This is a genomic window from Halomonas sp. MCCC 1A13316, from assembly GCF_014931605.1.
In the GTDB taxonomy this organism is placed as follows: Bacteria; Pseudomonadota; Gammaproteobacteria; order Pseudomonadales; family Halomonadaceae; genus Halomonas.
Genome location: NZ_CP053382.1, coordinates 3,578,936 through 3,591,487 on the forward strand (window position 1 = coordinate 3,578,936; position 12,552 = coordinate 3,591,487).

The 12,552-nt window shown below is 63.7% G+C and carries 10 protein-coding genes; 4 read left to right on the forward strand and 6 right to left on the reverse strand.

Features of this window, described 5'->3' with window-relative positions; all coding sequences use genetic code 11:
* Positions 1-140: 140 nt before the first annotated feature.
* The 4 genes from HNO52_RS16500 to HNO52_RS16515 all read right to left on the reverse strand — a co-directional run bounded on the left by HNO52_RS16500 (position 141) and on the right by HNO52_RS16515 (position 4,469).
* On the reverse strand, positions 141-506 hold the full coding sequence (locus HNO52_RS16500; protein WP_197566327.1) for an NnrS family protein: 366 nt from the start codon (positions 504-506) through the stop codon (positions 141-143).
* 121 nt (positions 507-627) lie between these two features.
* Positions 628-1,824, reverse strand: a complete 1,197-nt coding sequence (lhgD, locus tag HNO52_RS16505; protein WP_197566328.1) for an L-2-hydroxyglutarate dehydrogenase — start codon at positions 1,822-1,824, stop codon at positions 628-630.
* A gap of 85 nt (positions 1,825-1,909) precedes the next feature.
* Positions 1,910-2,890 (reverse strand): glutarate dioxygenase GlaH, encoded by a 981-nt coding sequence (gene glaH, locus HNO52_RS16510; RefSeq protein WP_197566329.1) that lies wholly within the window; start codon positions 2,888-2,890, stop codon positions 1,910-1,912.
* Positions 2,891-3,029: 139 nt separating this feature from the next.
* On the reverse strand, positions 3,030-4,469 hold the full coding sequence (locus HNO52_RS16515; RefSeq protein WP_197566330.1) for an APC family permease: 1,440 nt from the start codon (positions 4,467-4,469) through the stop codon (positions 3,030-3,032).
* A gap of 219 nt (positions 4,470-4,688) precedes the next feature.
* Here HNO52_RS16515 and HNO52_RS16520 point away from each other — a divergent pair, with 219 nt between their 5' ends.
* The 4 genes from HNO52_RS16520 (at position 4,689) to HNO52_RS16535 (ending at position 10,433) form a co-directional block, all read left to right on the forward strand.
* Positions 4,689-5,114 carry an XRE family transcriptional regulator gene (locus tag HNO52_RS16520; protein ID WP_232090348.1) on the forward strand — a complete coding sequence of 142 codons (426 nt, stop codon included), beginning with the start codon at positions 4,689-4,691 and terminating at the stop codon, positions 5,112-5,114.
* 256 nt (positions 5,115-5,370) lie between these two features.
* Positions 5,371-6,147 carry a sulfate reduction electron transfer complex DsrMKJOP subunit DsrO gene (gene dsrO / locus HNO52_RS16525; protein WP_197566331.1) on the forward strand — a complete coding sequence of 259 codons (777 nt, stop codon included), beginning with the start codon at positions 5,371-5,373 and terminating at the stop codon, positions 6,145-6,147.
* The gene (gene nrfD, locus HNO52_RS16530; protein WP_197566332.1) at positions 6,131-7,339 is read left to right on the forward strand and encodes an NrfD/PsrC family molybdoenzyme membrane anchor subunit; all 1,209 of its coding nucleotides are present in this window, start codon (positions 6,131-6,133) and stop codon (positions 7,337-7,339) included. The genes dsrO and nrfD overlap by 17 nt, the downstream gene beginning before the upstream one ends.
* On the forward strand, positions 7,332-10,433 hold the full coding sequence (locus HNO52_RS16535) for a molybdopterin dinucleotide binding domain-containing protein (RefSeq protein ID WP_197566333.1): 3,102 nt from the start codon (positions 7,332-7,334) through the stop codon (positions 10,431-10,433). The genes nrfD and HNO52_RS16535 overlap by 8 nt, the downstream gene beginning before the upstream one ends.
* A gap of 82 nt (positions 10,434-10,515) precedes the next feature.
* Here the strand turns inward: HNO52_RS16535 and HNO52_RS16540 are convergent, their stop codons facing one another.
* On the reverse strand, positions 10,516-10,704 hold the full coding sequence (locus HNO52_RS16540) for a hypothetical protein (RefSeq protein WP_197566334.1): 189 nt from the start codon (positions 10,702-10,704) through the stop codon (positions 10,516-10,518).
* A 104-nt stretch (positions 10,705-10,808) separates the two neighbouring features.
* Positions 10,809-12,494, reverse strand: coding sequence for a dihydroxy-acid dehydratase (gene ilvD / locus HNO52_RS16545; protein WP_197566335.1), 1,686 nt, complete (start codon positions 12,492-12,494; stop codon positions 10,809-10,811).
* Positions 12,495-12,552: the final 58 nt, after the last annotated feature.

Genomic DNA, 12,552 nt, shown 5'->3' on the forward strand with positions numbered 1-12,552 from the left:
ACCGGATCGTTTATGGTTGTCCTGGAACGCGCCGGGCAAAGCCGGCCGTTTCCAGACAAAAACTAGCACGCCCCTGCGCCGGGGGGCTAATCCATAGTTTCTACGTTATTGTAAATTTTCGGCAATCCCACCATGGTCGGTCAGCCGGGCAAGCCGTCAGGCCTTGCGCTGGTCAGCATACCCCCGAAGCTCAGCGCATAGAGCCAGAACGTCAGCCACCAAAGCAGACCTGGCACCAGGACACCCGCCGTCAGGTAGTGTTGCGGCCAGAACAGTGGCACGACACTGCGCAGCACGACGCCCGCCGCCAGACAGGCCAAGGCCAGCCAGATCGTCCTTGGCAGCACCAAGGAGCGGCCGGTATGGCGTAGCCCGGCAATGCAGAACACTGCCAGTACGGCACCGGCCATCGCGCCGAGGAACAGCACATGGCGTCCGGCATAGGCCGGCAAGGTCTGCGTCAGTGCAGAAACCCCCACCAAGGCCAGGCCCAACGTCAGCCACACCTAGGCCGAGGTCAGCAGCAACAGGTAGAGCCGTCCCATACCTGACCGACCAGCCCGTCGGCGGTGAGCTGCTGGCCCCCGGGCGTGGTGCGATAGCCACGCTGCGTGGACGATTCTAGCATCACCCCTCAACCATCTCCTTCACCTGGCCTATAATGTGCGCGCCGATAGGGATGGCGGAGGTGGCCGCCGGCGACGGGGCGTTGCCGACGTTAACGGTGCGGCGGGTATTGACGAAAAGGAAGTCGTCCACCAGCTTGCCGTCGCGAGACACCGCCTGGGCCCGCACCCCGGCCGGGTAGGGGCCCAGGTCCTCAGGCGTCAGACTGGGGCAGTACTTTCGCACCAGCTCGAGATAGCCCCGCTTGTGCAGCGAATTCTTCATCTCCGTGAGCCCCGGGCGCAAGTTGCGACCCAGGACCTTGAGAATCCCGGGGTCGGTGAACATTTTCGCCATGTCGGCTAGCGACACGTCGCGCCGGCGATAGCCCTCACGCTTGAAGGCCAACACCGCATTGGGGCCCACGGTGACCGAGCCGTCGATCATCCGCGTCAGGTGCACGCCCAGGAAGGGCATGGAGGGATCCGGGATGGGATAGATCAGGTGGTTGACGATGTCGTTGTGCTTTTCCGGTAACCGGTAGTACTCGCCTCGGAAGGGGCAAATGGTGAAGCCGGGGTCCTGGCCCAGCATGCGCACCACCCGGTCGGCCATCAACCCCGAGCAGGTCACCAGGTAGCGTCCGGTGAATTCGCCGGCCCCGGTGGTCACCACCACTTCCTGGCGCCGCTCCTCCAGTGCGGTGACCTCTGCCCCGTAGCGGACCTCGCCGCCCATCCGCTCGAACTCTGAGGCCATTGCCCGGGTCACCGCGGCGTAGTCCACGATCCCGCTGGAGGGCACGAAGATGCCGCCAATGCCGGTGATATTGGGCTCGCGTTCGGCTAGCGCCTCGGGGCCCAGCCACTCGCGCTCCAGGCCGTTGGCCTCGGTGCGCTCCCACAGCGCCTGCATGCGCTGCATCTCCAGTTCGTTGGTGGCCACCAGCAGCTTGCCGCAGCTGTCGTAGGGTATGTCGTGGGCCTCGCAGAAGTCCTTGGTGGCCCGGTTGCCCGCCAGGCAGAAGCGCGCCTTGAGGCTGCCCGGGGTGTAGTAGACCCCTGCGTGGATCACCCCACTGTTGTGGCCGGTCTGGTGGCGGGCCGCCTCGCGCTCCTTTTCCACCACCAGCATGCGGCAGTCGGGATAGGCCTGCTTGAGCTGCATGGCGGTGGACATTCCCAGGATGCCGCCGCCGATGATGATGAAATCGTACATGCCGTCCTGCTCCTTTAATGAGACGGCCACGCCGTCGTCACGGCGTGGCCTCGTCAGGGTAACCCCGCTGTCTGGATACTTCGCCTCAGACTTGGCGCGGGTTGCGCAGGGTCTTGGCATGAGTGAAGTAACCGCGCTGGCGCATCAGCTCGCGGCGCAGGTCCGGGTGGGGCTTGAAGCGATCGCGCCCGTGCAGCCAGAAGTGGTTGTTGATCAGCAGGAAGCTGCCCACCGGGTTGGGCACCGAGAGGATTGCAGGGCTGTTCTCGAGCGACTCGGAGAGGTCGGTAAGCCAGTTGCCCTCCTCGAAGTTCTTGGGCTGCACGAACTGGTCGATGTAGGACATGATCGGCAGGCCGCTGGCGTCCACGTCGAAGACCGCATGGTAGATGTCCTTGGCGACGTTCTTGCTGGGCGGCGCGGTCCAGCGCATCTTCCGGCGCGCCAGCGGATGACGATAAAAGCGCTCCAGGCCCTCCCAGTCGTCCAGGTGCAGCAGCAAGGAGTTGCCACCCTCCATGTTCTGCTCGTCGATCTTCATCATCAGCACATAATCGGTGTCCTGCTCGACGAAGGTGCCGTCGTTGTGCAGTTCCATCACCCGGTGGGGCTGACGCAGGTAGCTGTCCGAATTATCGACGTTCTTGACCACGAAACGCGCATAGTACTGGCCGCTCATGGCGTCGTAGTTAGAACGCCCCATCAGGTTCGCCACGGCGGTGGCGAACTTGACCATCTCGTCGGCCTGCTCGACGGAATCGAGCCCTTCAGGTACCACCTGTAAGCCCCCGGTGGCGCGATCCACCAGGGTATTGACCAGCACCGGCTGCAGAGTGTTGTCGCACAGATCGTCGAGCATCCTCGCCACGCGGAAGCGCAGCATGGACTTGTACTCCAGAGCCTGCACCGGCCACTCGGCGACGGCCTCGAGGAAGGCCTCGACCACCTCGCGGCTGAAAGTCAGTTGCAGCAGGCGCGGCGACTGGGCGGATGGCGCCAGCGTGAAGCCACGGATATCGGCGGGCAGCGGCATGGCGGTGTCGGGAAGCTGGGTCAGAACGGTCATGTCGGGGCTCCATAATATTATTGACACAATTTAAAAATATCTACATTTTTTGATTTTGTCAAAAATAAAGGACAGCCGTTGGCTATCCTTTACATAAAACTGCCAGGGCCGCTTGCGAGCGGCCGGCGGCAGGAAGACTTCAGCGGCCGGGGTAGGGGTCCGCGCCGGCCAGCTCGCGCTTCATCATGGAGTCGCTGTAGGCGACGCCATAGCGGTTACGCGACCAGGCGTAGAGAGCCAGGCCGATCAACATCCAGCCGGCGAACATGAACCACTCGATGGTGGAAAGCGCGGACGGGCTGCCCGGCAGGTACATGCCGATCAGCATCAGCGACAGGATCACCGACAGGGCACCCACCGTCTTGCCACGGCGGACCCGGAAGGGGCGCGCCATCTCCGGCTCACGCCGCCGCAGCACAACGAAGGAGAGCGCCACGAAGAGGTAAGCGATGACGATGCCCAGGCCACCGGCCACGACAAGCCAGACCAGCGCCTGGCGGCCGAAGAAGGGGGCGATGGAAGAGAGCACCCCCATCAACAGGATGGCGTTGGTCGGGGTGCGGTGCTTCGGGTGTAGCTTGGCCAGGAAGGCCGGCAGCATGCCCGAGTGCGCCAGGGCGTAGATGGCCCGCGAGCCGCCGATGTAGAAGGCGTTCCAGCTGGTGATGATGCCTGCGATACCGGCCAGGATCATCAGGTTGCCCGCCCAAGGCGCCTGGAAGGTCGCCTGCATGGCATCCGGCACCGCCAGAGAGCTCGCGCCCAGCGCCACGGGATCGAGCATCAAAGCGGTACCGAGAATAATGAAGGAGTACCAGAACACGGCCAGGATCACCGAGATCATCAGCAAGCGACCGATCTCACGGAACGGCAGGTTGATCTCCTCGGCAGCCTGCGGGATCACGTCGAAGCCGACGAACATGAAAGGCACCATGATGATGACCATCATGATGCCGCCCATCACGCCTTCCTCAACACTGAACAGTGGCTGCATGGTCTCGGTGTTGCCCTGAAACAGGGCTCCGGTGATGAACAGTATGCCGACCGCCAGGATCAGCAGAGTCACCACCTTCTGGACGAGGGCGGCGGTGCGCACGCCGATGTAATTGATCCACATCATCAGCACCGAACCGGCCACGCCGACGGCGACCCAAGTGGCCTTTACATCCCAGCCAGCTATGTTCCACATCTGGCCCACGGCATAGTTTGGAAACAGATGCTCCACCACGGTGGGCAGCGCCACGGCCTCGAAGGCAACGACGCTGACGTAGCCCAAGGTGATGGCCCAAGTGCAGAGAAAGGAAGCGAAGTGCCCCATGGCGCGGTAACTGTAGACATGCTCGCCACCCACCTGGGGCATCGCCGAGGCCAGCTCGGCATAGGTCAAGCCCACCAGTACGATGACCAACCCACCGACCAGGAAGGCGGTAATCGCCCCCAGGCTGCCGGCCGACTGGATCCAGCTACCGGTCAATACGATCCAGCCCCAACCGATCATGGCGCCAAAGGCCAGGGCCAGGACATCCTTACGGGCCAGGACTCGCGTCAGGTGCGTCTCCGTCGACGTCTCATTGTTCATGATTGCCTCTTCGTCTGAGCGTGTTGTGAATTTGTATGTAGATTTTTTGCAACGATATAGACAAAATAATCAACATCACGCCATAACACAATACAACATTGAGTATTCCGAACAGGACTTTCTCCCTCCCAAGCCCTAAATAAGTTTATTTTAAATAAGCACATACGTGAAAAAAAGCCCTGACAACGCTGGCTTGACCATTGGCAAGCGACGCTCCTGATGCTCGATATTTTGCACAACTATGATAACCGTTTGCTCTCTGACAGGGAGCCAGCATCAGCCAAAAGAATCACCGAAACGACACTGGCAAATTTGCTGCAATGGCCCCATAGTGTGTATGTCGCAATCGCCCACTGGAGCATCATGAGTACGGCACGACATACCATCAGCGCGGAATACCTCGACCCCCCGCGAAGATGCCCTGACCTCGATGTCAGGGACCTAGAAAAGCGCACACGGCTGATGCGCATCGTTACAAGGCTGATCGCCGTATCCGATCTCGGATGCCGTGAGATCGCACGCAGAGCCGGGCTTCCGGCCCAAAAGATCAGCGATCTGCTGGCCGGCCGCCTCGAACACCTCTCTCTCGATGAGCTAAGGCTCGTCTACCACAGCATCGATCCCGACGGCGCGCTCAACTACTAGCCGACGCTGGCGATGACATGCCGATACGGCCGAACACGAAACGCCTCGCCACTTTGCGAGGCGTTTTTTTGTATCGTCCGGCTTAGAATTTTTACTTTCATAGCAATTGCTTACCTGAATATTAAGCGAATATTAAAAGCTTGCTAACTAACTATTGACGCAAGTCAAGCGCCTAGACTTTGGTCGCGGGTAGCCTTCCGGTATTCACCCTTACCCAAGTGCGAAAACCCACCGCACCCAGCCACCGGAGGCGCCATTGGATTCCATTCGCCGCACCCTTCTCGGCCAGCTGGCCCGCCTCAGTGCGGGTGCCGCCCTGATACCACTCGCCAACATCGCCAGCGCCGGCATCAACCAGCAGCCGCCCCGCCGAGAAGGCGATTCTACCAAGCGCTACGGCATGCTCATCGACCTGCGCCAATGTATCGGCTGCCAGGCCTGCACCGTGTCGTGTCATATCGAGAATGCCGCCCCGCTGGGCAGTTTCCGAACCACCGTTTCCCAGTACGAGGTCGAGCACCACGAAACCGGTGAGGTCGCCACCTTCATGCTGCCGCGACTCTGCAACCACTGTGAGGACCCACCCTGCGTGCCGGTCTGTCCGGTGGAGGCCACCTTCCAGCGCCAGGATGGCATCGTGGTAGTGGACAGCGACCGCTGTGTGGGCTGCGCCTATTGTGTCAACGCCTGCCCCTACGACGCTCGTTTCATCAACGAGCGCACCCAGACTGCCGACAAATGCACTTTCTGCGCCCACCGCCTGGAAGCCGGCCTGTTGCCGGCATGTGTCGAGAGCTGCGTAGGTGGAGCTCGGATCATCGGCGATATGCGTGACCCGAACAGCCAGATCAGCCGCATGATCGCCGAGCATCGCGACGAACTGATGGTGCTGCAGCCTGAAAAGAACACACTGCCTCAGGTCTTCTACCTCGGCATGGACGAGCGCTTCGTCACTCGCCCCCTGGCCGAGCCGGTGGCCCTGGAAGTTCTCGACCCCCACGGCAAGGAGATGGGCTATGAATTCCGCCATTGAGCTGCTCGCCCCGCGCTATGACATCGCCTGGTACCCCTGGGCTGTGCAGTACTTCTTCATGATTGCGCTCTCGTACGCCACCCTGTGGCTAGCCTCCCCGGCGCTGATATTCGGCAAGCCGACCTGGTTGCCTACCGCTCGTCTGGCGCTGCTGGCCTGTCTGACCACCACCCTGGTGGCGCCCGTGGCGTTGCTCGCCGACTTGCACCAGCCGCTGCGTTTCTGGCACTTCTATGCCTACTCAAACACCCATTCGTGGATGTCCGTCGGCAGCCTGATCCTGCCACTCTACGTGGTGGGTGTCATCGTGATGGCATGGTTGGCTTGGCGCCCGGCGCTGCAAGCCAATCGCCAGGCGCCCGGCATCGCCGGGCTGGTTGCCCGCTGGCTGTCGCTGGGTGACTCGCCCACCCCCCGCGCCCTGCTGGTAACGGTGGGCCTGGGCACCTTGGTCCTCTCTACCGGCATCATGCTCTATACCGGCGCCGAGGTGGCCATCGTCAAGGCCCGCCCGCTGTGGCACACCGTCTGGCTGCCACCGATGTTCGTGGCCACCGGCTTCATCGCCGCGGCCGGGCTGCTTATGGTCCTGAATCGGGTCAGCGGCCTGCGTGACGGCAGCGTCACGAGACAGATGCTCAAGGTAATGCTGGGAGCCTGCCTGATGGCCGGCCTGGTCGCCGCCAGCTGGTTTCTCGATGGCATTAACGCCACTGTCGGTTCGGTGTCTGCGGCCATAGAATCGGTGCGCGGCAGTGCCGAATGGCGCAGCACGGCATTGTGGGGTGGTTTCACCGGCGTGGCGCTGCTCGGCAGCGTGCTCTACCTGCTGACTCGCCCCACCGCGCAGCGCCCGGCGCTCTACGCCTGGGCCTGGGTATTGGGTCTGGTCGCCCTGCATGTGGGCTGGATGTTCCGCTGGGTGGTGTTGATGGACGTACAGACCGTGGCCCGCCATAGCGCCGGCTTCCATCATTACGGCATTCCCGCCGGCTCTTCCGGCATTCTGGGGATTGTCGGCACCTTCGGTCTGTGGCTTACCGCCATTCTGCTGGTAGAACTCTTCGTACCATGGCGCCAGGCCCGCCAGGGCGGCATTGCCACCGACCCCTTACCTGCATCCCCCGCCGCTGCAAACCGTGCCGGCGGAAACGCTGCGAACAACATCGAAGGAACCCCCCGCCATGGCTAAGTCTTCCGTGGACACTTCACGCCGTCGTTTCATGAAAGGCGCCGTTGCCGCCGGCGGCGCCGCCACCTTCGCCGCGGGCTATTCCGACCCGCTGCTCAAGATGAGCAAAGGGGTCACCGGCAGCGCCGGGGAGAAACCCAACCATCGCATTCACGGCAACTCGTTGGCGCCTGAATACACAGTCGACCCGGAGAGCGGCGAACTCACCCTCAACCCGGACCAGCGCGTGGCCTTCACTGTCTGCTACGGGTGCACAACAAAATGCGGCGTACGCGTGCGCGTTGACAATGACAGCGAACGGGTGTTGCGCGTTTCGGGCAACCCCTACCACCCGCTCTCCGCCGACGAACACCTGCCCATGCACACCCCCGTGGCCGAAGCCCTGCGCGGGCTGAGCGCCTACGGCGAGCAGGGTCAGCAGAACCGCTCCACCGCCTGTGCCCGAGGCAATGCCATGATGGCGCAGATCGACAGCCCCTTCCGCGTCACCCATTGTCTCAAGCGGGTAGGCGAACGCGGCAACCGCAAGTGGCAGAAGATCTCCTTCGAACAGCTGATCGAGGAGATATGCGAGGGAGGCGACCTTTTCGGCGAGGGGCACGTGGAGGGTCTTCGCACCATTCACGACCACGACACGCTGATCGACCCCGAGAATCCCGAGTTCGGTCCGAAGGCCAACCAGCTGATGGTGATGGAAGCCACTGACTATGGCCGCTCCGCCCTGCTCAAACGCTTCACCATGAATGCCTTCGCCACCCGCAACTATGGCCATCATGGCTCCTACTGCGGTCTCGCCTACCGCATGGGTGCCGGTGCGGTGATGAACGACCTGGAAAAGAATGCCCACACCAAGCCTGACATCCAGCATGCCAGCTTCATCCTGTACGTCGGCACTGCCCCTAGCCAGGCCGGCAATCCCTTCAAGCGCCAGGGGCGATTGATCGCCCAGGCACGGGCCCAAGGCACTCTGGAATACGTCGTGGTCGACCCCGTGCTGAATACCTCCGCCTCGCACGCTGCCGGCAACAACCACTGGGTTCCGATACTACCAGGCTCGGATAGTGCCCTGGCCATGGGCATGATCCAGTGGCTGCTCGACAACGAGGGTTACGCCAAGGCGTTCCTTGAGCTGCCCGGCCAACCTGCTGCGGACGCCGCCGGGGAGGTCACCCACACCAATGCCACCCATCTGGTGATCCATACCCAGGGCCACCCTCGCCGAGGCCACTTCCTGCGCGCCAGCGACCTCGGCCTGGCCGAGGCCGGCAGCGATGCAGACGTGACCATGGTGGTGGCCAACGGCGAGCTGGCGGAGAGCACCCGAGCAATGGCCGCCGAGCTGTTCGTGAACCAAGAGATCAAGCTTGCAAACGGCTCGAGCCTCACGGTGAAGAGCAGCATGACCCTGCTGCGCGAGGCAGCCAACGAGCACAGCCCGGCAACCTACGCCGAACAATGCGGTATCCCCGAAGCAATCATCGTCGACCTGGCTCGCCGCTTCGCCAGTCACGGCCGTCGCGCGGTAGCCAATTCCCACGGCGGCATGATGTCGGGGCATGGCTTCTATGCCGCCTTCGGCATGCAGATGCTCAACGTGCTGGCCGGCAACCACAACCGCAAGGGCGGCAGCGCCGTGGGCGGCGGTCAGTTCAACGGTGTGGGCGAAGGGCCGCGCTACGATCTGGCCAATTTCCCCGGCAAGCGCGGCCCCAAGGGGGTGTTTCTTTCGCGCTCGCGCTTTCCCTACGAGAAGTCCTCCGAGTACCAGCGCAAGGTGGCCGCCGGAGAGAATCCCTACCCGGCGCGAGCGCCGTGGCGCTCACTGGCGCCGCCCACCCTCACCGAGCACCTGCCTTCGGCCCTGGACGGCTACCCCTACCCGATCAAGGCGGTAATCGGCTGCATGGCCAACCCGATCTACGGCCAGGCCGGCCTGGAGGCGCTGATCGCCGACAAGATCAAGGACCCGAAGCGCCTGGGGCTGTTCGTGGCCATCGACGGTTTCCTCAACGAGACCAACCGCTACGCCGACTATGTTGTGCCGGACTCGGTGATGTACGAGGTGTGGGGGTTCACCGGTTCCTGGAAGGGCACCCTGGGCAAGATGACGACCGCCTGCTGGCCGGTGGTGGAACCCCGCCAGCAGCAGACCCAGGACGGCGAGCCGGTCTCCCTGGACAGCTTCTTCATCGCCGTGGCCAAGCGCCTGGACTTGGCCGGCTTCGGTGACGAGGCAATCCCCGATGCCGAGGGTAACCTGCACCCGCTCAACCGCGCGGAGGACTTCTACCTGCGCGCCGCCGCCAACGTGGCCATGCAGGGGAATCCGCTACCCGACGCCAACGAAAGCGACATCGCCCACGCCGGCCTGGCCCCGCTGATACCGCGCATCGAGCGCACCTTGAAGGCCGAGGAGCAGGGCCCGGTGGCCTATCTCTATGCTCGCGGTGGGCGCTTCGAGGACTTCAAGGACCATTTCAAGGGCGAGAATCTTACCGGCGCCTGGAAGCGCACCCTTTGTGTCTACAACGAGCAGGTAGGCACCAGCATCGACACTCGAAATGGTGCACTCAACCGCGGCGTGCCCTTCCATAGCCTGCCGAAACTGGCCGATGGCCGTGCCATGCGCGAGGTCTTTACCGAGGAGGAGTGGCCGCTACTGGCCTTCTCGTTCAAATCGAACCTGATGAACTCCTACGCCATCGGGCTCGAGCGGCTGCGCATGATCAAGCCCTACAACCCGGTGATGCTGCACCGCCAGGATGCCGAGCGCTTCGGGATCCAGCACGGCGACACCATTCGCATCGAGAGCCCCGGGGGCAGCGTCGTCGCCCTGGCGCTGGTAGGCAACGGAGTAATGCCGGGCGCGTTGGGCATCGAGCACGGCTATGGCCACCGCGATCTGGGGGCGACACCTCACCTGATCGACGGAGTGTCCCAGCCAGACCTCGAGTGGCTGCGAGCCGGCATCAACATCAACGATCTGGGCTTCAAGGATCCCACTCGCAGCGTCGATGGCACCTGGCTTGAGCCCATCAGCGGCGCCGCTGTGCGCCAGGGTCTGCCAATTCGGGTCAGCCGCGTCGAAATCTGACGTGCCCGTGGCAAGGAGAGCACATCGCCCCTGCTGGCTTTCCGCAGGGGCGATGCATGGTGGGGTATGGCTCGTTCTCCGTTCACTCCTCGCGCTGCTCGTACTCTTCCGCTGCCTTGAGGGCCTCGACTTCGGTGTCGTGCTCCGAAACGACGATCTCGTTGTCGGGGTCCGTCTCGTCGATCACGTGCCAGCCGGTGACCGGCAGGTTGATGTCCTCGGCATCTCGGATCGGCTCGACGCGGGCTTGCTTGGGTCCGCTCTTGGGCATGTTGCCTCCTTGCTGTTGCCTTCAGCTATCGGGACGACGCGTTTACGCCGTCCATCCTCAACCTAGCCAAGACCCCCGGCTATGCCAAACGCACCAGGAGCCCGTCAGTCGGCCAGGTCGGTGACGGCGCCGGTACTCGCCGAGCTCACCGTGCGCGCATACTTGGCCAGCACGCCGCGGGTATAACGCGGCGCGGGCTGGCGCCAGGCATCGCGGCGACGGGCAAGCTCCGCGTCGTCGACGTGCAGTTCGATGGTATCCGCCTCGGCGTCGATGGTGATGGCGTCGCCATCATGCACCAGCGCCAGCGGTCCGCCATCGAAGGCCTCGGGCGAGACATGCCCCACCACGAAGCCGTGGCTGCCGCCGGAGAAGCGCCCGTCGGTAATCAGCGCCACGGCATCGCCCAGCCCGCGCCCCATGATCGCCGAAGTGGGCGTAAGCATCTCGCGCATACCGGGGCCGCCCTTCGGCCCCTCATAGCGGATCACCACCACATCGCCGGCCATGACCGTGCCGTCGTTGATGCGCGCCTGCGCCTCCTCCTCGGAGCCGAACACTCGCGCGGTGCCGGAAAAGCGCGTGCCCTCCTTGCCGGTGATCTTGGCCACCGCGCCTTCGGGCGCCAGGTTGCCGTAGAGAATGCGCAGGTGGCTTTCGCGCTTGATGGGAGTCGCCAGCGGGGCAATAATCCGCTGTCCCTCGGGATACGGCTCGACCGCGGCCAGGTTCTCGGCCAACGTCCTACCGGTCACCGTCAGGCAGTCGCCGTGCAGCATGCCGGCGTCGAGCAGCGTCTTCATCAGCGGCTGGATGCCGCCGATCTCGACCAGCTCGCTCATCATGTAGCGCCCGCTGGGGCGCAGGTCGGCCAGCACCGGCACACGCCGGCCGATCTCGGTGAAATCGGCAAGCGAGAGCGGCACGCCCACGGTGCTGGCCATGGCGATCAGGTGCAGCACCGCGTTGGTGGAACCGCCCAGGGCGATGACCACGGTGATGGCGTTTTCGAAGGACTCGCGGGTCATGATGTCGCTGGGCTTGATGTCGCGCTCGAGCAGTTCGAGCACCGCGGCACCGGCCGCCTCGCAGTCGGCGCGCTTGGCCTGCGATACGGCATTCTGCGCCGAACTGCCCGGCAGGCTCATGCCCAGCGCCTCGATGGCCGAGGCCATGGTGTTGGCGGTGTACATGCCGCCGCAGGACCCCGGGCCAGGAATCGCCGTCTCCTCGATCTGCTTGAGTTCGATCAGGTCCATGTCGCCGCGCGAGTGGGCGCCCATGGCCTCGAACACCGAAACGATGTCGGTATGGCCCGCCCCCGGCTGGATGGTGCCACCGTAGACGAACACGCTCGGCCGGTTCAGCCGTGCCAGGCCCATCACGCAGCCCGGCATGTTCTTGTCGCAGCCGCCGATGGCCACCAGGCCGTCAAAGCCCTCGCAGCCGGCAACCGTCTCGATGGAGTCGGCGATCACTTCACGCGAAACCAGCGAGTACTTCATGCCCTCGGTGCCGTTGGCGATACCGTCGGAGATGGTGATGGTATTGAACACCACGCCCTTGCCGCCGGCGCCATCGGCACCGTCGCGTGCCCGCTCGGCGAGTTCGTGGATATGGCTGTTGCAGGGCGTGACCATGCTCCAGGTGGAGGCAATTCCCACCTGGGGCTTGGTGAAATCCTCGTCGCTGAAGCCCACCGCACGCAGCATGGCGCGGCTGGCCGACTTGCCGACGCCGTCCACCACCGGGGCGGAATGACGGCGGCGTGGATCCGGGGTATCGCTCATGAGACGGTCTCCGTTTCGATCGTGTGATCTACAGAGGGTGGCCGTCCGCAGGCGCGGT

Bases quoted from the DNA above. Each gene is read 5' to 3' on its own strand.
- HNO52_RS16520 (WP_232090348.1), top strand. From the start codon at position 4,689: ATGCTCGATATTTTGCACAACTATGATAACCGTTTGCTCTCTGACAGG.
- ilvD (WP_197566335.1), bottom strand. From the start codon at position 12,494: ATGAGCGATACCCCGGATCCACGCCGCCGTCATTCCGCCCCGGTGGTG.
- lhgD (WP_197566328.1), bottom strand. From the start codon at position 1,824: ATGTACGATTTCATCATCATCGGCGGCGGCATCCTGGGAATGTCCACC.
- HNO52_RS16515 (WP_197566330.1), bottom strand. From the start codon at position 4,469: ATGAACAATGAGACGTCGACGGAGACGCACCTGACGCGAGTCCTGGCC.
- HNO52_RS16535 (WP_197566333.1), top strand. From the start codon at position 7,332: ATGGCTAAGTCTTCCGTGGACACTTCACGCCGTCGTTTCATGAAAGGC.
- glaH (WP_197566329.1), bottom strand. From the start codon at position 2,890: ATGACCGTTCTGACCCAGCTTCCCGACACCGCCATGCCGCTGCCCGCC.
- nrfD (WP_197566332.1), top strand. From the start codon at position 6,131: ATGAATTCCGCCATTGAGCTGCTCGCCCCGCGCTATGACATCGCCTGG.
- HNO52_RS16540 (WP_197566334.1), bottom strand. From the start codon at position 10,704: ATGCCCAAGAGCGGACCCAAGCAAGCCCGCGTCGAGCCGATCCGAGAT.